The sequence below is a fragment of the Amorphoplanes friuliensis DSM 7358 genome, from assembly GCF_000494755.1.
GTDB classification, from domain to species: domain Bacteria; phylum Actinomycetota; class Actinomycetes; order Mycobacteriales; family Micromonosporaceae; genus Actinoplanes; species Actinoplanes friuliensis.
Window position 1 is genome coordinate 2,548,435 of the sequence record NC_022657.1, and the last position, 18,945, is coordinate 2,567,379.

At 70.2% G+C, this 18,945-nt stretch carries 20 protein-coding genes and 1 riboswitch; of the genes, 11 read left to right on the forward strand and 9 right to left on the reverse strand.

The window, feature by feature from the left end; genetic code table 11:
• Positions 1 to 7: 7 nt before the first annotated feature.
• Entirely contained in the window at positions 8 to 421 is a 414-nt protein-coding gene (locus AFR_RS11920) for an SRPBCC family protein (protein WP_023360702.1), read from the forward strand.
• Here the strand turns inward: AFR_RS11920 and AFR_RS11925 are convergent.
• Positions 411 to 923: a hypothetical protein gene (locus AFR_RS11925; protein WP_023360704.1), complete on the reverse strand. Its 513-nt coding sequence runs from the start codon at positions 921 to 923 to the stop codon at positions 411 to 413. The two genes, AFR_RS11920 and AFR_RS11925, sit on opposite strands and share 11 nt — an antisense overlap.
• Positions 924 to 993: 70 nt before the next feature.
• Here AFR_RS11925 and AFR_RS11930 point away from each other — a divergent pair, with 70 nt between their 5' ends.
• A complete protein-coding gene (locus AFR_RS11930) occupies positions 994 to 1,626 on the forward strand; it encodes a GNAT family N-acetyltransferase (protein WP_023360706.1) in 633 nt (210 codons plus the stop codon).
• Positions 1,627 to 1,630: 4 nt separating this feature from the next.
• On the opposite strand, the gene AFR_RS11935 is transcribed toward AFR_RS11930, so the two are convergent.
• The gene (locus AFR_RS11935) at positions 1,631 to 1,933 is read right to left on the reverse strand and encodes a DUF1905 domain-containing protein (RefSeq protein ID WP_023360708.1); all 303 of its coding nucleotides are present in this window, start codon (positions 1,931 to 1,933) and stop codon (positions 1,631 to 1,633) included.
• A gap of 224 nt (positions 1,934 to 2,157) precedes the next feature.
• On the opposite strand from AFR_RS11935, the gene AFR_RS11940 reads away from it, so the two are divergent.
• A complete protein-coding gene (locus AFR_RS11940) occupies positions 2,158 to 3,384 on the forward strand; it encodes an MFS transporter (protein ID WP_023360710.1) in 1,227 nt (408 codons plus the stop codon).
• Here AFR_RS11940 and AFR_RS11945 read toward each other — a convergent pair.
• The 3 genes from AFR_RS11945 to AFR_RS11955 all read right to left on the reverse strand — a co-directional run bounded on the left by AFR_RS11945 (position 3,371) and on the right by AFR_RS11955 (position 6,406).
• Positions 3,371 to 4,990 carry a RecQ family ATP-dependent DNA helicase gene (locus tag AFR_RS11945; RefSeq protein ID WP_023360712.1) on the reverse strand — a complete coding sequence of 540 codons (1,620 nt, stop codon included), beginning with the start codon at positions 4,988 to 4,990 and terminating at the stop codon, positions 3,371 to 3,373. The genes AFR_RS11940 and AFR_RS11945 overlap by 14 nt on opposite strands.
• 15 nt (positions 4,991 to 5,005) lie before the next feature.
• Positions 5,006 to 5,320, reverse strand: coding sequence for a DMT family transporter (locus tag AFR_RS11950; RefSeq protein ID WP_023360714.1), 315 nt, complete (start codon positions 5,318 to 5,320; stop codon positions 5,006 to 5,008).
• Between the two features lie 18 nt (positions 5,321 to 5,338).
• Positions 5,339 to 5,403, reverse strand: a riboswitch (guanidine-III (ykkC-III) riboswitch).
• Between the two features lie 22 nt (positions 5,404 to 5,425).
• Positions 5,426 to 6,406 carry an AraC family transcriptional regulator gene (locus AFR_RS11955; RefSeq protein WP_023360716.1) on the reverse strand — a complete coding sequence of 327 codons (981 nt, stop codon included), beginning with the start codon at positions 6,404 to 6,406 and terminating at the stop codon, positions 5,426 to 5,428.
• Between the two features lie 157 nt (positions 6,407 to 6,563).
• Between AFR_RS11955 and AFR_RS11960 the strand changes: the two genes are divergently transcribed.
• From AFR_RS11960 to AFR_RS11980, 5 genes are all read left to right on the forward strand, one after another.
• Positions 6,564 to 9,314, forward strand: coding sequence for a helix-turn-helix transcriptional regulator (locus AFR_RS11960; protein WP_023360718.1), 2,751 nt, complete (start codon positions 6,564 to 6,566; stop codon positions 9,312 to 9,314).
• A gap of 103 nt (positions 9,315 to 9,417) precedes the next feature.
• Positions 9,418 to 10,212 carry an MBL fold metallo-hydrolase gene (locus tag AFR_RS11965; RefSeq protein WP_041840805.1) on the forward strand — a complete coding sequence of 265 codons (795 nt, stop codon included), beginning with the start codon at positions 9,418 to 9,420 and terminating at the stop codon, positions 10,210 to 10,212.
• Positions 10,213 to 10,257: 45 nt separating this feature from the next.
• Positions 10,258 to 11,211 (forward strand): helix-turn-helix domain-containing protein, encoded by a 954-nt coding sequence (locus AFR_RS11970; protein WP_023360721.1) that lies wholly within the window; start codon positions 10,258 to 10,260, stop codon positions 11,209 to 11,211.
• Between the two features lie 91 nt (positions 11,212 to 11,302).
• Positions 11,303 to 12,112: an alpha/beta fold hydrolase gene (locus AFR_RS11975; RefSeq protein WP_023360722.1), complete on the forward strand. Its 810-nt coding sequence runs from the start codon at positions 11,303 to 11,305 to the stop codon at positions 12,110 to 12,112.
• A gap of 15 nt (positions 12,113 to 12,127) precedes the next feature.
• Positions 12,128 to 12,928 (forward strand): alpha/beta hydrolase, encoded by an 801-nt coding sequence (locus AFR_RS11980; RefSeq protein ID WP_023360723.1) that lies wholly within the window; start codon positions 12,128 to 12,130, stop codon positions 12,926 to 12,928.
• A 121-nt stretch (positions 12,929 to 13,049) separates the two neighbouring features.
• Here AFR_RS11980 and AFR_RS11985 read toward each other — a convergent pair whose 3' ends face one another.
• Positions 13,050 to 13,322, reverse strand: coding sequence for a helix-turn-helix domain-containing protein (locus AFR_RS11985; protein WP_023360724.1), 273 nt, complete (start codon positions 13,320 to 13,322; stop codon positions 13,050 to 13,052).
• A 66-nt stretch (positions 13,323 to 13,388) separates the two neighbouring features.
• On the opposite strand from AFR_RS11985, the gene map reads away from it, so the two are divergent.
• On the forward strand, positions 13,389 to 14,162 hold the full coding sequence (map, locus tag AFR_RS11990; protein WP_023360725.1) for a type I methionyl aminopeptidase: 774 nt from the start codon (positions 13,389 to 13,391) through the stop codon (positions 14,160 to 14,162).
• A gap of 37 nt (positions 14,163 to 14,199) precedes the next feature.
• Here the strand turns inward: map and AFR_RS11995 are convergent, their stop codons facing one another.
• The gene (locus tag AFR_RS11995) at positions 14,200 to 14,583 is read right to left on the reverse strand and encodes a VOC family protein (protein WP_023360726.1); all 384 of its coding nucleotides are present in this window, start codon (positions 14,581 to 14,583) and stop codon (positions 14,200 to 14,202) included.
• A 170-nt stretch (positions 14,584 to 14,753) separates the two neighbouring features.
• A complete protein-coding gene (locus AFR_RS12000) occupies positions 14,754 to 15,866 on the reverse strand; it encodes an epoxide hydrolase family protein (RefSeq protein WP_023360727.1) in 1,113 nt (370 codons plus the stop codon).
• 129 nt (positions 15,867 to 15,995) lie between these two features.
• On the opposite strand from AFR_RS12000, the gene AFR_RS12005 reads away from it, so the two are divergent.
• Both AFR_RS12005 and AFR_RS12010 read left to right on the forward strand, forming a co-directional pair.
• Positions 15,996 to 16,319 (forward strand): STAS domain-containing protein, encoded by a 324-nt coding sequence (locus AFR_RS12005; RefSeq protein WP_023360728.1) that lies wholly within the window; start codon positions 15,996 to 15,998, stop codon positions 16,317 to 16,319.
• Positions 16,312 to 16,689, forward strand: a complete 378-nt coding sequence (locus tag AFR_RS12010) for an ATP-binding protein (RefSeq protein ID WP_023360729.1) — start codon at positions 16,312 to 16,314, stop codon at positions 16,687 to 16,689. The genes AFR_RS12005 and AFR_RS12010 overlap by 8 nt, the downstream gene beginning before the upstream one ends.
• Before the next feature lie 6 nt (positions 16,690 to 16,695).
• Here AFR_RS12010 and AFR_RS12015 read toward each other — a convergent pair whose 3' ends face one another.
• Positions 16,696 to 18,945, reverse strand: a complete 2,250-nt coding sequence (locus tag AFR_RS12015; protein WP_148307935.1) for a putative bifunctional diguanylate cyclase/phosphodiesterase — start codon at positions 18,943 to 18,945, stop codon at positions 16,696 to 16,698.

Consider the following 18,945-nt stretch of genomic DNA (forward strand, 5'->3'; position numbering starts at 1 on the left):
GCCTGCCATGGCCACGGTCTGTGTGGAAGCCACCATCAACGCTGCGGCGCAGCAGGTGTGGGAGGCCGTTGCCGATGTCGGAGCGGTCCACCAGCGGCTGCTGCCCGGGCGGGTGGCCGACGCCCGGATGGAGGGCGACGTCCGCATCCTGACCATGCCGGACGGCGCGCAGGTCCGCGAAGTCATCCTGGCGATCGACCACAGCATTCGCCGGATGGCGTACACCGTGACCGAGGGACAGCGACTGCCTCTGACGTATCACCACGCGTCGTTCCAGGTCTTCGAGGAGGGCGACCGCAGCCGGCTGGTCTGGCTGACCGATGTCCTCCCGCACGCCCTGGCCCCTGTGGTGCAGGGCCGCGTCGAGCGGGGAATCCAGGAGATGAAAGCGATTCTGGAAGCGGCGGCAGTCATAACCTGAGGGACAGGATCTGCTCGATGTCCCAGAGGTGATGGTGAGCGTCGTGGCAGTTGTTGCGAGCCACGTCAGCGGCAGTCTGTGTACCCCGGGTCACGTGCTGGAGCTCGACGTTGTCGTGCAGAGCCCGGCCCAGCACCTCGACCCAAGTCGTGGCGGCCAACCGACTCGACCAGGCGGCCACGGGCAGCGGAAGCGCGGCGTATCCGCGGGCGGCGGCCAGGGCATCGGGGTCATAGCCGCCGACCGCCGGCTGCTGGGCGAGCAGCGCACTCTGCACACGCTCGGACCACTGACGCAGGTTGTCACCGACGTGGCAGACGTACTCCGTGACCGACCATCTCCGTGGCGGACGGCGTTCGGTGCCCTCGGCTCCGGCGGTGACCTCGGCAAGGCGCGGGCCCCAGCCGGACACCCAGCCCAGGGCCTCCTGCGGGGTCAGCGACCAGTCGAACCCGCACGCCTCGCACGGATCTCCGTACAGCGCAGCACCCCACGGCTCCATGGTGACGGAACCTACCGGCCGGAGGACAAATGAGCGGCGGGCGGGGTGCCGCCGCTGCGATGATGCCGCGGTGACCGATGGCCTCTGGTATGCGATGCCGACCTTGACGGGCAGCCGGATCCGGCTCGAGCCTCTGCGATACGAACACGCCGCCGACTATCTCGCGGCAGCGGGCACTGTGGAGGAAGCCGACGAGATCTTCCGGTGGCAGAGCCCGGCCGGAGGGGCCCTGGCCCAGCCGGTCACCGAGGAGGATGCCCGCCGGCACATCGTCGCTGCCCTGGCCGCGCGTGCCCGCGGACTGCGACTCCCGTACGCCCAGATCGACGTGGCGACGGGCCGGTTCGCCGGCACGACGTCGTTCGCGGACCCCGATCCGGTGTTGCGGACCCTGACGATCGGTTACACCTGGCTCGGGCGGCAGTGGTGGGGTACCGGCGCGAACGCCGAGGCGAAACTGCTGATGCTCACCTTCGCATTCGAGACGCTCGGTGCGGTCCGGGTGGTGATGGTCACCGATGTGCTCAATGTGCGCGCGCAGGCCGCCATCGTGCGGCTGGGCGCGACTCAGGAAGGGACACTGCGCAAGCATCGTCGCCGCGCCGACGGGTCCTGGCGCGACACCGTCATCTACGCGATCACCGACGACGACTGGCCCCGGATCAAGGACGGCCTGCACAAGCGGATGCAGAGCTGTCCCTGAAGGGTCAGATGTCGATGAGCTCGACGGTGACCGTGGCGACGTCGCCGACGTCGAGGGACTGGGCTGTGCGGATGGCGCGCTTGACCGGCAGGGCGTACGCCTTGCCGCCGTTGCCCGGGAAGATCGACGTTGTCCACTTGCTGGTGCCGATCGTCGCGCGCACCCGCAGTGATCCGAAGCCGCGGCGCAGGCCCTCGCTCAGCTCGTGGATCTCCTCGGAGGCATCCTCGGGCAGGGTGACAAACGTCCAGGTCTCGCTCTTGCGCGCATCCCAGACCCACAGCTCGGCGGCAAATTTGATCAGCACCGGACCAGCGTAGGCCGCTATGGTCGGGCAGCGAAGTGAGCCTGGAAGAGGAGCGAGGAATGCCCGGTAGCACGAGCGCGCGTTGACGTTCAGGCCCTGACGGCCTGTCAATCGCGTGCTGCCCTTGATCGCGTGGCACAGCGAGTTCTTCCTGCCTGACCCGTTCCTGCGTTGTCATGGGACGGGTGGCGGGCCGTGTCCGCGCAACCCCGAGGGGCTTTCTCGTGCCGAACCTGTGGCAGAACTCCGATTTCCGCCGGCTGTGGCAGGGCCAGACGGCCTCCCAGCTCGGCGAGCATTCCGGCCTGGTCATCCTTCCGCTGATCGCCGTGCTGGTCCTCAACGTCGACGCCGGTCAGCTCGGCGCCTTGCGGGCGGTCGGGCAGGCGCCGATCTTCCTGCTGTCCCTGCTGGCCGGCGCGTGGGTGGACCGCTGGCGCACCCGGACCGTGATGGTGCTGGCCGACCTCGGCCGCGCCCTGGCGCTGGCCGGTGTGGTCGTGGCCGCCGCCCTCGGTTTCCTCGGCCTGCCGGCACTGCTGGTGATCGCTTTCCTGGTCGGCGCCCTGTCGGTGCTGTTCGATGTGGCCTACCAGGTCTTTCTCGTACGCCTGCTGCCCCGCGATCAGCTGCTGCGGGGCAACAGCGCCATCGAGGGCAGCCGGTCCGCGGCCCAGATCGGTGGCCCGGCGCTGGGCGGGGCGCTGGTGTCGCTGCTGTCAGCACCGATCGCCGCCGCGTCGAGCGTGGTGTTCTTCGTGGTGTCGCTGGTATCGATCGCGCGCATCCGTCACCGCGAGCCGGTCTCGGGGCGTTCGGCCGGCATCCCTCAGATCGTCGAGGGCTTCCGCTTTGTCGTCAGTGAACCCTCGCTACGAGCCGTCTGTTTCGCCTCGGCCGCGTTCCAGTTCTCCTTCGCCGCGTTGATGACCGCGTACCTGATCTTTTTGCCGCGGGAGCTGGATCTCTCCGCCGTCGCCGTCGGTCTGGCGCTGGCCGCGGTCGGGCCGGGCGCGCTGGTCGGCTCGCTGCTCGCCGCGCGCCTCCCGAGCCGATTCGGGTACGGCGTGGTGCTCGTGTCCGCGGCGCTGGTCGGTGACGGTGTGATGCTGCTGGTGCCCGCCGTGCACGGCACGATGACGGTCCCCGCGCTCCTCGCGATCAACTTCGTGTTCGGCACCTTCGGCCAGCTGGTCAACGTCACCGTGATGGCCGTCCGTCAGGCCGTGACCCCGGAAGCGATGCAGGGCCGGGCGGCCGCGACGATCACCTTCGCCGGCATGGGCATGACGCCGCTCGGCTCCCTGCTGGGCGGTGTCCTGGCGGGGGAGTGGGGCCTGCGCACCACCATCCTGGTGACGGCCGCGGGCATGCTGCTGTCTCCCCTGTCCATGGCGCTGTCCCCGATCGCCCGGCTGGGCCGCGAACTTCCCGAGGTCAGTCGATCGTGAGCACGCCGTTGGCCAGCACCGCGGGCGTCAGGTGGCGGTAGCCGACGGAGGCGAACACCGCGGTCAGTTCGTGCTCGTCGCGTGACAGCAGGGTCCCCGGGCCCCACAGCCGGTGGTGCACGCCGACGCCGCCGGGCAGCTCGGGGGCCGACATGCCGGAGGGGGCAGCTGCCGCGGTGTTGTCATTGTCGCAGGTGCCGCACGGTGCTTCGTAGTGCTCGCCGAAATAACCCAGGAGCTCGGCCCGGCGGCAGCGGGTCGTCTCCGCGTAGTGGCGGGCGGCGTCGATGCGGCTGGTCAGCACCGCCTGGTGCCGGTCACCGGCCTCGGCCACCGACGCGAACGTGGTGCGGGGCAAGCGTTTCGGGATCAGCACGGCGTCGTGACCGTCGGCTTCGAGCGCGTCCAGCTCGAGCAGTTCGGCGACGACACGTTCGACCATGTGCTTGCTCACGAAGCTCGCCTCGGCCAGCTCCTGATAGGTCACCCGGCCGGACCGGCTCTCCAGCACGTCGACCACCGCGTGGATCGTGCCCGCCGCGATGCGCGAGCGGGCGGCCAGCAGCCGCGGGATGCGCACCGTGCGCGGGTCGTAGACCAGGATCGCGTTCGCCGGCTCACCGTCGCGGCCGGCACGGCCGATCTCCTGGTAGTACTCGTCGAGGCTGCCGGGGACACCGGCGTGCACGACCGTGCGGACGTCCGGCTTGTCGATGCCCATGCCGAAGGCGCTGGTCGCCACGACGATCTCGATCGTGCCGGCGAAGAACCCGTCCTGGACGCGGCCGCGTTCCGCTGCCGGCATTCCGGCGTGATAAGCGGCCACCCGGTACGAGTCCAGACGCAATCGCTCGGCCAGGCTCTCGCAGCGGGCGTGAGTCAGGGCGTACACGAGGGCCGGGGTCTGATGGGCCAGGACGACCTCGACGGTGCGGTCGTCGATGGCCTGATCCTCGGGCAGGCCGTGGCGGGTGCGGCGCACGGCCAGGGTGATGCCCGGCCGGTCGAAGTCGGCGACGATGATCTGCGGCTCGCGCATCCGCAGCTGGCGGGTGATATCGGCCTGCACGGGCGGCGCGGCGGTGGCGGTCAGCGCGAGCACCGGCGGCCGGCCGAAGGCGTCGATGACGTCGGCCAGGCGCAGATATTCGGGGCGGAAGTCGTGTCCCCACTCGCTGACCAGGTGGGCCTCGTCGACGGCGACCAGGGTGATCGGGCGCGGGGTGCCGGTGAGCTCGCGCAGCGTCTCGTCGTTGGCCAGCTGCTCGGGTCCGAGCATGACAAAGTCGGTCTCGCCGGCGCGGATCGTGGCCAGGACCTCGGCGCGCTGCGCGGCGTGCAGGCTCGAGTTGAGCAGCACCGCGCGCAGGCCGAGCCCGCTCAGCGAGCGGACCTGGTCGCGTTGCAGGGCGATCAGCGGCGACACGACCACGGTCACACCCTCGCGGGCGAGCCCGGCGACCTGGTAGATGGCGCTCTTGCCGCTGCCGGTGGGTAACACGGCGAGGGTGTCCCGCCCGCCGGTGACCGCCTCGGCGGCGCTGCGCTGTGAGGGGCGCAGCGCAAAACCGAAGACGGAGGCGGCCAGGGCGGTGACGTCGGCCATGAGGGGCACCCTACGTCAGTGGAACACCTTGAGTCCCACGACGCCCGCCACGACCAGCAGCAGGGAGATGACCCGGGGCAGGTTGACCGGCTCGCCGAGCACAGTCATGCCGGCCACGGTGGTCAGGGCGGCGCCGATGCCGACCCACACCGCATATCCGGTGCCGACGGGAATGCTCCTCAGCGCGTACCCGAGGCCGCCCATGCTGGCGATCAGCGCGACCACGAAGATCACGGTAGGCAGGGGACGGGTGAAGCCGGCGCTGCGGCCCAGGGCGATCGCCCACACGGCCTCGAGGGCCCCGGCCAGCACAAGCATGATCCAAGCCATGACAGAACCACCTTTGACAGCGGTCGTCTTGTCAGGCCGGGTACGACTCCACTCGTCCGGGATGTCCGCGATGCGGCATCCGTTCCAGGATCGCAAACATGACGTTCAGCGACCACTGTTTGTTGCCGGAGTCACCACTGCCGGCCGGCTGACGCCGTGCTGCCATTCCCCGGGGCTGATCCCGTATTCGTCGCGGAACCGGCGCGCGAAGTGGCGCGCGTTCGCGAAACCCCACGAGCGGGCTATGGACGCCACGGTTGCGGTGGGGCACTCGGCCAGCTCGCGGTGTGCTTCGCGGAGCCGGCCGCGGATGACCCACTCGCCCAGTTGTTCGTTCTCCGCAGCGAAGGCGGCGTAGAGGGTTCTGACGGAGACGTCGTGGGCGGCGGCGAGACGGGCGGCACTGAGGTCAGGCTCTCGCTGGTGTTGCCGGATGTACTCGGTGACCCGGGTGAACAGCGTGCCGGTGCTGGCAGCGCGCAGCCAGGAAGCGTCCGGGTCTGCGGCCGAGGCGATGAGCCCGCGGACGAGTTCGACGGTCGAGGAGCCGAGGAACGTCAGGGCCGGGTCGGGCTGAAGGTTGTCGAGCACACCCGGCAGCTCCAGGAGGTGGCGGCGGACCAGTTCGTACATCGGGCTGGCGGCCAGCCGGGGAATGGCGTTGCGCAAGGAGTCGACCGGAACGCCGAGGTGGCTGTAGTCGACGATGAGGGCCTGGACCGTCGACGTTTCCTCGACCAGGAAGTCGTACGGCGAGGTGAGGTCGACCAGTTGCAGTTCACCGATGCGATCGCCGCCGGGGAGGTCGCGGTGCCTCATGCGCACCGCGCCGGAGACGGGCAGGCCCAGGGAGATCCGCTCAGGATTGTCGGACTGCAGGTGACGCGACGTGCGGGTGAGCCGGTGGCCGCTGGACACGTGATGAAGGAACTCCGCGCCCGGGCCCAGAACCCAGTGGGCGATACGGGCATGCCCCGGTGGGGCGACCGCGACGGAGGCGGGAGCGATCGATGAGGTCATGGCTTCTCGCACTGCCTCGGCGCGCTGCGCCGCCGGCAACAGGGACGTGTCGAGCACGAGTGGCATCAGGACCTCCTCCGTTCGGATGAGGGTATGGCTCCGTCGCGGATCTGCCCAGGGCGGTTCTGCACGTTCAGCCCCTCGTCTGCACTCTCGGACCCATCAGCGTGGGAGCGCTTTCCCTACTGTCTGGACAGTGGGAAGTGCACCGGAGGGGGCGTCCATGGAGGCATCCGGTAGCAGGTCGGCGCTGTACGGCCGCGACAGTGAACTCACGATGGTCAAGCGTCTGTTGTCGGCTGCCCGTGACGGCCGGGGCGCCGCGGTGGTGCTGCGTGGCCGGCCCGGGATCGGCAAGTCGAGAGTCCTGGCGGCGGCTCAGGAATTGGCCGTCGACGCCGGGATGGTGGTGCTGGCCACCAACGGTGCCGAATCGGAGTCAGCGCTGCCCTTCGCCGGCCTGCATCAGCTGCTGAGCCCGTTCCTGGGCGATCTGCGGGCGTTGACTCCGCGGCTGCAGCGCACGCTGCGCGGCGCCTTCGGCCAGGAAGACGTCCGCCCGGATCTGTTCACCGTCGGTCTGGCGGTGCTGGAGTTGCTGGGGGACCGGGCCGCCGGCACACCGCTGCTGATCCTGGTCGAGGACGCGCACTGGCTGGACCCCGAGACAGTGGACGTGCTGGTGTTCGTGGCCCGGCGGCTGAGCACGGAGCCGATCTGCGCGGTCATGGCGGTGCGGGAACAGCACACCGGCGTGCTGGCCGGTACGGGCCTCGGTCAGGTGCACGTCGGCGAGATCGATGACCGCGCCGCGCGGCAGCTGCTGGCCGACCACGCGTCCGGCCTGGCGCCGAAGATGCGGGAGTGGGTCCTGGCCGAAGCGGCCGGTAACCCGCTGGCTCTGGTCGAGCTGCCGCGGCTCGTCGCGTCGGGCGGCTTCGACCAGATGTCGGAACTGCTGCCCCTCAACGAGCGACTGACCAGCGCCTTCGCCGACCGGTTCGAGCAGTTGCCGGAGGCGACCCGCGCGGCCGTCGCGGTGTTCTCCGCGGACACGAACTGCCCGCTGCCCGTACTGCTGTCGGTCGGTCAGGTGCTGACCGGCAGCGTGGTGGCGGCCGACGACATCCAACCGGCGATCGACGCCGGGCTGCTGCAGATCGGGTCGCGGCGGCTGCGATTCGGCCACCCGTTGATGCGTTCGGCGGTCTACGGCCGCGTGAGCGAGTTCGCCCGGCTCACGATCCACGCGGCCCTGGCCGACGCGCTCGCTGAGGACCCGGACCGGCGGGCCTGGCACCGCAGCGCGGCGACACTGGGCCCGGACGAGGGTGTCAGCGACGACCTCGAAGCCGCTGCGGGCCGTGCCGTGGAGCGCGGAGCGCTGGGCGCAGCCGTCACCAGCCTCGACCGCGCGTCGGAGATCACCGGCGACCCGGCACGCCGGTCCTCGCTGGTGCTGCGGGCCGCTGAACTGGCAGCACAGCTGAACGACCGCGCCGTTGCCGCGCGATTGGTCGCGAAGGCGGATCCCGCGCAGTGCGGTCCGGTCGACCGGGGCAGGCTGACGCTGGTGAGCGACATCGTCGCGCCCGGTGATGTCCGCGACGCGGCCCGGATCGACCGGCTGTGTGACGTGGTCGTGGAGGTGCACGCGGCCGGCGACACCGACCTGGCCGCCATGCTGTGCTGGCGGGCGGCATCGCGGTGCTGGTGGGCGAGCCTGCCGTCGGAGGTCGGCGCCCGCGTCATCACGGTGTTCGGCAAGCTGGGTATCGCCGCCGACGATCCCCGGGCCGTGGCGATCAGGGCCTATGCGCAGTCCGACGTCCTCGGTGCCGAAGTGCTGCGGCTGTTACCGGCTCTGGTCCCGGACCGCACCGACGTCGACGGCATGCGTTTCCTCGGGGGAGCCGCGATGATCCTCGGCGACTTCGTCACCGCCTCGTCGTTCCTGGCGACGGCGGCCGCCGGGTACCGGGCTCAGGGCCGTACCGCGCTGCTGGCCCGTACCTTGTCCGCTGCCGGGACCATCCGCCTCTGGCTCGGCCGCTGGCCGGCTGTCCGTGCCGACTTCGAGGAGGCCGAAGCACTCGCCGAGGAGACCGGCGACCAGTTCTGGATCGTTGCGGCACGGGCGGCCCAGGCCCTGCACGAGGCGATGTGCGGCAACAGCGATGCCGCGTTCCGGCTGGCCGACGCCGTGCTGGCCAGCCCCCTGGTCACCGGGATCCGATTCATCATCGAGTGTGCACAGCACGCCCGGGGCATCGCCGCGAACGCCGCGGGCCGCTACGACGAGGCCCTCGACATTCTGATGCCGATCTTCGACCCGCGCCATGACACCCACCACCTGGACATGTCCGGATGGGTCCTGCCGGATCTGGCCGACGCGGCCGTCCGATCGGGACGCCACGACGAAGTCCGGGACATCATCAGCGCCGCCGCCGAACGCGCCGGCCGTTTCCCGTCTCCGGCCCTGCGCCGATCCCTGGCCTACGCCACCGCGGTGCTGTCGCCCGAGCAGGACGCCGCCCGGTCGTTCGAGGACGCCCTGGCGATGGACCTCAGGGCCTGGCCGGTGCACCGGGCCCGCCTGGACCTCGCCCACGGCATGTGGTTACGCCGCCGCAAACGCATCCTCGAATCCCGGGCACCGCTGCGCGCGGCCAAGGACGGCTTCGACGTTCTCGGCGCCGAGGCCTGGGGTGCGCTCGCCCGCGAGGAACTCCGCGCGGCCGGTGAGGAGAGCACCGGCCGGGCAGCATCGTCCGGTACGCAGTTGACCGCTCAGGAGCTGCAGACCGCGATGCTGGCCGCAGCGGGGCTCAGCAACCGGGAGATCGGCCAGCGACTGTTCGTCTCGCACCGCACGGTGAGCTCGCATCTCTACCGCATCTACCCCAAGCTCGGTGTCACCGGCCGTTCGCACCTGCGCGGTGCGCTCGAGGCGCTGCAGCACGCCACCGGCTGACGCAGTCAACCTACGGATGCGTTCGTCCTCGCGAGCGTGGAGTGTCGGCGCAAGCGCTCTGCAGGTCGCAGCGCGCGTCCGACGCAAGGTGAGGACAACGCCGATGAAGGACGTACGAGTGACCCACATCGGAGGCCCGACAGTCCTGATCGAGGTTGCCGGCTGGCGGATCCTCACCGATCCGACGTTCGACCCGCCCGGCAGGCGTTACGCGTTCGGGTGGGGGACCAGCTCCCGCAAGAAGACCGGTCCCAGCCTCCAGCCGGAGGAGGTCGGGCCGGTCGACGTGGTTCTGCTCAGTCACGAGCACCATGCCGACAACCTCGACGACCGCGGCCGTGAACTGCTCGCGCAGGTGCCGCTGGTGGTCACCACCCGAGCCGGGGCTGAGCGCCTCGGCCGTGCTGCGGACGGCACCCGTGGTCTGCGGCCGTGGGACAGGACCACACTGGATGCTCCGGCCCGGCAGCCGATCAGCGTCACCGCCACTCCCTGCCGGCACGGCCCGCCGCTGAGCCGGCCGATCGCCGGCCCGGTGATCGGGTTCGCGTTGCAATGGGAAGGCCAGGAACACGGTGTCCTGTGGATCACCGGCGACACGGTGCTGTTCCACGGTGTGCGCGAAGTCCCTCGTCGTATGACCGTGGACACGGTGGTCCTGCACCTCGGTGCCGTGCGGTTCCCGATCACCGGGCCGCTGCATTACAGCCTCACCGCTGACGAGGCCGTCGAGCTGTGCACGCTGGTGCAGCCCCGCACCATCATCCCGGTGCACTACGAAGGCTGGTCACACTTCGCGCAGGGCCGTGAGGCCGTGGAGACCGCGTTCGCCGCGTCCCCTGACCATCTCGGCGAACGCTTGCACTGGTTACCGCTGCGGGCTGTCGATAAGCTCTGACACGTCGCCGTGCGGTCGTTGCCGCGCGACGTGTGAGGAGCCGACATGGCCCTGCTGCTGGACACCCGCAATCTTCCACCCCGCGAATCGGCCGACGCTGTTTATGCCACGCTGACCTCGCCGTCCGCGCCCGCGTCGGTCCGGCTCTCCCCGGGCATCCGCTCGCTCATCGAGGGCTGGCCGATCGGCGCCGGAATGACCCTGCTGAGCAACGACTCCAGCGGCGGGCTGCACATGCAGCGCACCGCACGGCACGTGCGCGCCGACTCGCCGGAGAGGCTCTCGCTGACCCTCGACACCCGGGGCATCTGCGATGCCCGGCAGTTCCAGACCATCGTGCGGCGCCGCAACGAGCTCCACCTGCTGGACCTGACTTCCGTGTACGAGTCGCGCTGGCGTGGTGCCTTCGCCGCCACCGCCTTCCTGGCCGACTACACCGCGCTGGGCTTTCCTGTGGACGTCGCCCGTGCCGTGATCCCGTTGGTGCGCACGAGCCCGCTGCACGACCTGACGATGCGTCACCTGCGCGATCTGCCCGCCATCGCCCGCCGTACGGCGCCCGGGCCTGCTCTGGGCATGCTCGGGGTCGCCACTGCCGACCTGGTTCGCGCGCTCATCGCGTCGGTGGCGCCCGGCAATCCGCACTCCCGGGCCGCCCATGCCCGATCCCTGCGGACAGTGGTACTGGCCTACATCGACGCCCACCTGCACGAACCAGGACTCACCCCGGCCCGGGTCGCCGCCGAGCACAAGGTCTCGCTGCGCTACCTGTACCAGCTGTTCGCCGACGAGGCCGAATCGCCGGCGGAGGCGATCTGGCAGCGCCGCCTGGAGGGAGCGCGCCGCGAGCTCGCCCATCGGGCCACCCACCACATCCTGATCTCCGCGACCGCCCGCCGATGGGGATTCACCGACCCGCGGCACTTCGCCCGGCGGTTCCGCGCCGCCTACGGCATCTCACCCGGCGACTGGGTACGCATGCACCTCGGCGATGACTGACCCGCGGTGACCGTCAACCTACTGATACAACCAGCGGTCTGATTCCCGCAGCGTGGTGGCACACACCGATCGACGCTGAAGGGACCAACACATGCCGACCACCCGCCGAACGGTGATCGCCGGCTCCGCGGCCCTGGCCACCGGAACACTTCTCGCAACACCCGCGGCAGCGGCGCAGACCCGGCCGTCGGCCAAGGCCAAACCCACCGTGGTGCTCGTGCACGGGGCGTTCGCCGACGCCTCGGGCTGGAACGACGTCGCCCGCAGCCTGCGGCACGACGGCTACCCGGTCATCGCCCCGGCCAACCCGCTGCGCAGTGTCTCGGCCGACTCGGCCTACCTGGCCAGCATCCTGGCGACGCTCTCCGGCCCGCTGGTCCTGGTGGCGCACTCCTACGGCGGGATGGTCATCACCAACGCCGCGCTCGGCAACCCGAACGTCAGATCGCTGGTCTACATCGCGGCGTTCGCCCCCGACCAGGGCGAGACGCTGCAGGGACTCCAGCTGAAGTACCCGGGCACCAAACTCGACGAGGCAGCACTGGACTTCCGGCCGTACCCGACCCCGGACGGTGCCGGCAGCATCGACGGGTACGTCAAGACCGCCGTCTTCCGTGAGGTGTTCGCCGGCGATCTGCCCCGCTCGACCACCGACCTGATGGCCGCGAGTCAGCGGCCCGGCGACGTGCACACGCTCGGGGAACCTTCCGGGGCGCCCGCGTGGAAGAGCATCCCCTCCTGGTACCTGGTCGCCCGCAACGACAACCTCATCCCGGCGGCAGCGCAACGTTTCATGGCCCAGCGGGCCGGCGCTCACACCACCGAGGTCAACGCCTCACACGTCGCGATGATCTCGCAGCCCCGCATCTCCGCGGACGTCATCAGGCACGCCGCACGCTGAAAGGACACGCTGACCATGACCGCCACTCCCGACACGATCGTTCTCGTCCACGGCTTCTGGGTCACACCCCGCAGCTGGGAAAACTGGATCACCCACTACGAGAAGAAGGGCTTCCGGGTCCTCGCACCCGGCTACCCCGGATTCGACGTCGAGGTCGAGGCGCTCAACGCCGACCCGGCCATCATCGAGAAGCTCACCGCTCACGAGATCATCGACCATCTGGTCGGCGTCGTCAGCGCCCTGCCGACCGCGCCGATCATCATGGGCCACTCCGCCGGCGGTGCCTTCACCCAGGTCCTCATCGACCGCGGCCTGGGCGCCTCGGCCGTCGCCCTGAACTCCGCACCGACCGAGGGCGTGAAGGTGACACCCCTGTCGCAGGTGCGCTCGACGTTCCCGGTGCTGAAAAGCCCGGCGAACCGGCACAAGGCTGTGCCGCTGACCCTCGAGCAGTGGACATACGCCTTCACCAACACGTTCACCGCCGAGGAGTCGCAGCGCCTCTACGAGCGCTATGCGATCCCCGCGGCCGGCGGCATCCTGTGGGACAGCGTCCTGGCCAACTTCATCCCCGGCCCTCAGGACATCGCGGTCGACTACCACAACGCGTCGCGGGCGCCGCTGCTGTTCATCTCCGGCTCCGAGGACCACATCATGCCGCCGAGCGTGCAGCGCTCCAACGCCAAGCACTACAAGGCGGACACCATCACCGAGATCAAGGAATATCCCGGGTACGCCCATCTTTTGCCGGCTCAGCAGGGCTGGGAAGACATCGCCGACTATGCCCTGGAATGGGCGCTGCGCCACGCGCGGTGAACGTCGGGAACCGCTCGGCCGTTCAGGCGCCGAGCGGTTCCACCGTCGTTGCCGAACTGGGAAGTCGACGCGACGCTGAACACCAGCGATCGCTGGGGCGATCGCCCGCTGACTACCTGCCTCAAGAGGCGAGCCGCTCACCCGTACTGTCGGAGCGGTTGATCTCCGCCCACACGTCATCGAGGGACAGGCCGAGGACATCGGCGATCGCGGCGATGGTCGCAAACGCGGGGGTGGCGACCCGGCCGGACTCGATCTTGCGCAGCGTCTCCGGTGACAGGCCGGCGTCCAGCGCGGTGTAGAGCATGGAGTTCTGCCCGCGGGCGCGTCGCAGCAGGGCGCCGAGGCGCTGCCCGCGTTCGACCTCGGCGGGGGTGAGCGGCAACCTGACCATGGCACCATTCTAGTACCGGGATACTCTTGCCGGGATAGTTATTGGTCAGACCCGGAAGGACGCACGATGATCGAGCTCTTCGACGCCACGGACCTGCCCCGCGCCAGGGAGGCAGGTGCCCTGGTCGCCGGCATTCTGCAGACGATGAAGGGCCGTTGCGAGGTCGGCACGAACCTGCTCGACATCGACCGGTGGACCCAGGACATGATCATCGAGGCCGGCGGCGTGTCCTGCTACGTCGACTACGAGCCGTCCTTCGGCCGCGGCCCGTTCGGCCACTACATCTGCACCTCGGTGAACGACGCGGTGCTGCACGGCAAGCCGTTCGACTACGCGCTGGCCGACGGCGACCTGCTGACGCTCGACCTGGCGGTCTCCCTGAACGGCATCGTCACGGACTCCGCCATCAGCTTCATCGTCGGCGAGACCAGGTCGCCGGAGAGCCTGGCGCTGATCGACGCGACCGAGCGCGCCCTGGTCGCCGGCATCGCCGCCGCCCGGCCCGGCGCCCGCATCGGCGATCTCTCGCACGTCATCGGGGAGGTGCTGAGCGACGCGGGCTACCGGGTCAACACCGAGTTCGGCGGTCACGGCGTCGGCTCGACGATGCACCAGGACCCGCACGTGCCCAACACCGGCCGCCCCGGCCGCGGTTACACCCTGCGCCCCGGACTGCTGCTGGCCCTCGAGCCCTGGATCATGGCGGACACCGACAAGCTCGTCACCGACGCCGACGGCTGGACCCTGCGCAGCGTCACGGGCGGCCGGACCGCACACAGCGAGCACACCATCGCCATCACCGAGGACGGCGCCGAAATCCTCACCCTGCCGAAGCCGTGAGCCGGGAGCGGCCCGGTGCGGGCCGCTCCCGGCGGTGTTACGTGGCGGTTCGTTCGGCGAGGCTGCGTTCCACGCAGAACTCGTTGCCTTCCGGGTCGGTCAGCGTGACCCAGCCGGTGCCGTCCGGCCGGCGGTGGTCCTCGAAGAGCGTCGCGCCGATCCCGATCAACCGGTCGACCTCCTCGTCGCGGGTGCGGTCCTGCGGCTGCAGATCCAGATGCAGGCGGTTCTTCACCGCTTTGCCGTCGGGCACCCGGATGAACAGCATCGTCGGCTGTCCCTCGGCCATCAGTGACGCCTCGGGATCGCCCGGCTGATCCTCGACGTGCAGCGGCCGGCCGACCACCGACGACCAGAACTGCGCCAGCTCGTACGGATCACCGGTCGTATCGACGGTGATGTTGTGAATGCTTGCGACCATCACACTCTCCAAGCGGATGAATGCGCCCCGGTCACAGCAGGTCAGCGGTGCCGGCGACGGGGCGCGGGAAACTGATGAGTGACCATCTCGACCGCACCTCCTCTCGCCACAGGCTGACCACGCGATCGTCGCATCCCCTCACCGAACCGTGCAACCCGGCCCGCGGCGTCTCAACCCGCCCTGCGACGAGCCAGGTCCACCGCGGTCCGGACCCCGGCGGCGTACCGGGACGGGAGTTCCCACGCTGCGAAATGACCGCCCGCAGGCTCGTCGGTCCAGGACCGGACGTCGAAGAACCGGGCCGCGAATTCCCGTGGGGCGTTCACGAGGTCTTTGGCGAAGACCGTGAACGCCGCGGGCACGTCGATGCGGCCGGCCGGCTTCGATCCGCTCTCGGCGTACGGGGTGAAGGAGGTGCCGATCGCGCCGCTGACCCAGTAGGCGGTGATCCAGGTCAGCAACTCGTCGCGGGTGAAGACCGTCTCCACGTCGCCGCCGCAGTCGGTCCAGGCGCGCAGTTTCTCCAGGATCCAGGCGGCGAGTCCGGCGGGGGAGTCGCCGAGGCCGACCGCCAGCGTGTGCGGCCTGGTCGACTGCTCGTGCATGTAACCGCCCTCGGCCGCCTGCCACCGGTGACCGTGCCGGACGTAGGCCAGTTCTGCGTCGGACAGGTCGTCCGGAGGATTCACGAGGAAGCGGTACTGCGACACGTCGGTCAGATGCAGGGCGGCGACCCGATCCGGGTGGGCTGCGGCGAGCGCTTCGGCGACATCGCACCCCACGTCCCCGGCCGAGACGACATAACGCCCGTAGCCGAGCTCGGACACCAGCTGGGCGACCGCTTCGGCCATGTCCGGCGACGACATGCCGCCGCGGGCCACGGGTGCTGCGAACGGGAAGCCGGGGAGAGCGGGAACGATCAGGTGCAGGTCGCCCAGCAGCGGCAGAACCTTCTCGAAGCGCAGGATCGAGTCGGGCCAGCCGTGCAGGAGCACCACCGGCACCGCGTCGGCGTCAGGCGCTCGCCGGTGCACCGCCCGGACCGGCGTGTCACTTCTGGTGCTCAGAGTCCACGGCAGGTCACGGATCCGGGATTCGTGGCGCCGCCAGTCGTAGCCGTCGGCCCAGTAGGCGATCAGGTCACCGAGGTAGTCACCGTCGACACCCCTTGCCCATCCGAATCCGCCGGGTACAGCGACCCGCCGGTACGCGCTCAGCCGTGCGCGCAGATCGTCGAGCACGTGCTGCTCGACCGGCGGCGGGGCATGCTCGAGGCTGGTCATGAATCGCATCCGCCTTTCACGTCGCGGGTCAGTGCTTGATCACCACCCATGGTCAATATGCGCCGGCATCCGGGACCGGGCCAGCCGAGCGGGCATGGTGATCATGTTGTTCAATGCGAGGATGTGGGAATGGCACTTTTCACCGCGCGCACGTCGGCAGAAGGCGGGCGTGTCGTCGTGGCCCTGACCGGTGAATGTGACCTGGCCGGCCGGGACGAGATGGAGACCGTCCTGCTGACCGCCGTCGAGTCCGGCAAACCCGTCCGGGTGGACCTGACCGGGGTCACGTTTCTCGACTCGAGCGGCATCCACACCCTGGTCACCGCCTATCACGCCGCCCGGCGCACCGGCGGCCGCCTCACGATCGCCAACGCCCGCGGCTCCGTGGCCACGGTCCTGGACATGACCGGGGTTGCCACCCTGCTGAGCCCGGACGAGCCCGGCCATGACTGATCTTCCCGCCACGATGACCTACAGCGAGGTCGGCGACCTCAAAGCGGTGCGTGATTTTGTCGCGGCCCGTGCGTCGTCGCTCGGCCTCCCTCCGGTACGCGTGGAGCTGCTGATCCTCGCGGTCAGCGAACTGACCACGAACACGCTGCAGCACACCGACGGCGCCGGCCGCATCCACGTGTGGGTGCGCGCGGGCCAGCTGATCTGCGACGTGGTCGACAGCGGCCCGATGCGCACGTTCGGCCGCGACATGCCGGCAGCGGGCATCGTCGGCGGCCGCGGCCTGGCCATCGTCGAACGCATCTGCGACGACGTGGAGACCTTCCCCGTCGAGGGCGGCACCATGGTCCGCATCCGCCTCGACCTGTAGGCCGTTCTACCCGGAGTGGCTGAGCCGCGACGCGGGTTGGCTCAGCCGTTGCCCGACCTCCGCGGCCGGCAGCGGGCGCGCGTAGTGGTAGCCCTGGGCGTAGCGGTAGCCCAGCCGGTACAGGGCGTCGGCCTGCTCGGCGGTCTCCACACCCTCGGCCACGGCGCGCAGCTGCAGCCCGTTGCTGATGTGGATGAGCGCTTCGGCGACGACGGCGTGCTGGCCGCCCTGGGTGACGTTGTCGACGAACGACTTGTCGACCTTCAGGGTGTCGACCGGGCAGGTACGCAGCAGCCCCAGTGACGAGTGCCCCGTACCGAAATCGTCCAGGGCGATGGTGACGCCGAGCGCCTTGATCGCGTGCAGCTCGGCCATCGCGGTGCCGTCGTCGAAGACGGCGGTCTCGGTGACCTCGACCGTGAGCCGATCCGGTGCCAGGCCTGTCTGGAGCAGGACAGCGGCGACGTCAGCGGCGAATCCGGCCTCGCGCAGCTGGCGGGCGGAGACGTTGACGCTGACGGTGCGCGGGGCCCGGTCGCCGAGTTCCTGCTGCCAGCGGACGGCCTGCCGGCAGGCCTCGCCGAGGATCCAGGCGCCGAGCGGCACGATCAGGCCCGTGCGCTCGGCCGCCGGAATGAAGTCGACCGGGCCGACCGGTCCGCGCTGCGGGTGGGTCCACCGCACGAGCGCTTCGACACCGTAGACCGAGCCGTCGGCGATGGCCACGATCGGCTGGTAGAGCAGGTGCAGCTGCCCGGTGTCGAGGCCGACCCGCAGGTCAGCGGCGATCCGGGCCTGTTCGGCGCCGCGCTGGTCCATGTCCGGGGCGTAGACGACGTAGCGCCCCCGTCCCTGGCTCTTCGCCTCGTACATGGCGACGTCGGCACGCCGCAGCAGCTCCTCGGCGGTGTCGCCGGCGCCGGCCGGGGCGAGGCCGATGCTGGCTTCGATGACCAGGTCGTGACCGCAGGCCGAGACCGGTCGCCGCAACTGCTCGGTGAGGCGGATCAGCGCGGCCTCGTGCTCCGCGGTGCTCCCGGTACGCAGGAGCAGGACGTACTCGTCGCCGCCGAGCCGTGCCACGGTGGTGCCCGCCGGCACGTTCGCGCTGATGCGGGCCGCGACGGCGGTGAGCAGCGCGTCGCCGACGGCGTGACCGAGCTCGTCGTTGATGATCTTGAAGTTGTCGAGGTCGATGAGCACCACACCGACCTGCGCCGGGTCGGCGGCCAGCGCCTCGGTGGTGTCGCGGTTGAGCACCGCCCGGTTGGCCAGCCCGGTGAGCTCGTCATGGGTCGCCTGGTGATTGAGTTGCTGCTGGTACTCGCCGAGCTCGTACAGCCGGGCGTCGAGGCGGCTCACCAGGGCGGCGTTGTCGCGCAGCGCCATCATCTGCCGGGTCGCCACGAGCACGGTCACCGTCACCGCGCCCACCGCGACGGCCAAGATGTCCTCGGCCCCGTCCTGCGCGGTGACCAGCAGCAGGGTGCCGGTGAACAGAACCGCGGCATAGGGCATCACGCTCGGCCGCCCGGACAGCGGCCGCGACGGCGGTGGGGCTTGGAAGGCCGCGCGCTGTTGGCGGTCCACTGCGAGGCACAGCACCAGGCACACCACCGGTACCAGCACAGGCCCGTTCGCCAGATCCAGGAAGGCGGCTACCAGGGAGGCGAAGGCCCCGCCGCCGGCGCCGACCGCTCCGGTGAGCGCCAGCAGATGCAGCGATCGGCGGTCGATCGCTCCAGTGCCGGTGAAGGCGACCTTGACGAAGGCAAAGACGCAGATGAACCCACCGCCGACCACCGCCAGCGCTGACCAGGTGCCGCCGAGACCACCGTTCGCAAATTTCGGGTGCAGCAGGTGCCAGCTGAAGGTCAGGACGGTGACGATGACCGTGGCGATGTCCAGCCCGAAACGTGTCCATTCGGCCCGCGAGCGACGGGTGCCCGGAATGCGCAGCAGACCGACCATCATGACCAGCAGGCCGCAGAGGTAGATGGCGGAGGTGAGCGCGCTGACCTGACTGGTGTATTGGCCGCCGTGCAGGTAGTCGTAGCCGTTGCTGACCGACCCGCACCCGATGAGGACAACACCGACCGCCACGTAACGCCAGAAGTACCGGCGCGGCATGTCGGCGGTCTGCGGTGTGCCGGCCCGCCAGGCACCCCACGCGGCGATCAGCGTGGCTGTCAGCGGCAGCACCCAGCCGATCAGCGGTGGGTCGTCGCTGAACAACGCGACAACGAGCCAGACCAC

Excerpts from the sequence above, each read along its gene's own strand:
- AFR_RS11920 (WP_023360702.1), top strand. The coding sequence starts at position 8 with ATGGCCACGGTCTGTGTGGAAGCCACCATCAACGCTGCGGCGCAGCAG.
- AFR_RS11925 (WP_023360704.1), bottom strand. The coding sequence starts at position 923 with ATGGAGCCGTGGGGTGCTGCGCTGTACGGAGATCCGTGCGAGGCGTGC.
- AFR_RS11945 (WP_023360712.1), bottom strand. The coding sequence starts at position 4,990 with ATGGCCGACGTCACCGCCCTGGCCGCCTCCGTCTTCGGTTTTGCGCTG.
- AFR_RS11950 (WP_023360714.1), bottom strand. The coding sequence starts at position 5,320 with ATGGCTTGGATCATGCTTGTGCTGGCCGGGGCCCTCGAGGCCGTGTGG.
- AFR_RS11955 (WP_023360716.1), bottom strand. The coding sequence starts at position 6,406 with ATGCCACTCGTGCTCGACACGTCCCTGTTGCCGGCGGCGCAGCGCGCC.
- AFR_RS11960 (WP_023360718.1), top strand. The coding sequence starts at position 6,564 with ATGGAGGCATCCGGTAGCAGGTCGGCGCTGTACGGCCGCGACAGTGAA.
- AFR_RS11965 (WP_041840805.1), top strand. The coding sequence starts at position 9,418 with ATGAAGGACGTACGAGTGACCCACATCGGAGGCCCGACAGTCCTGATC.
- AFR_RS11970 (WP_023360721.1), top strand. The coding sequence starts at position 10,258 with ATGGCCCTGCTGCTGGACACCCGCAATCTTCCACCCCGCGAATCGGCC.
- AFR_RS11975 (WP_023360722.1), top strand. The coding sequence starts at position 11,303 with ATGCCGACCACCCGCCGAACGGTGATCGCCGGCTCCGCGGCCCTGGCC.
- AFR_RS11980 (WP_023360723.1), top strand. The coding sequence starts at position 12,128 with ATGACCGCCACTCCCGACACGATCGTTCTCGTCCACGGCTTCTGGGTC.
- AFR_RS11985 (WP_023360724.1), bottom strand. The coding sequence starts at position 13,322 with ATGGTCAGGTTGCCGCTCACCCCCGCCGAGGTCGAACGCGGGCAGCGC.
- map (WP_023360725.1), top strand. The coding sequence starts at position 13,389 with ATGATCGAGCTCTTCGACGCCACGGACCTGCCCCGCGCCAGGGAGGCA.
- AFR_RS11995 (WP_023360726.1), bottom strand. The coding sequence starts at position 14,583 with ATGGTCGCAAGCATTCACAACATCACCGTCGATACGACCGGTGATCCG.
- AFR_RS12000 (WP_023360727.1), bottom strand. The coding sequence starts at position 15,866 with ATGACCAGCCTCGAGCATGCCCCGCCGCCGGTCGAGCAGCACGTGCTC.
- AFR_RS12005 (WP_023360728.1), top strand. The coding sequence starts at position 15,996 with ATGGCACTTTTCACCGCGCGCACGTCGGCAGAAGGCGGGCGTGTCGTC.
- AFR_RS12010 (WP_023360729.1), top strand. The coding sequence starts at position 16,312 with ATGACTGATCTTCCCGCCACGATGACCTACAGCGAGGTCGGCGACCTC.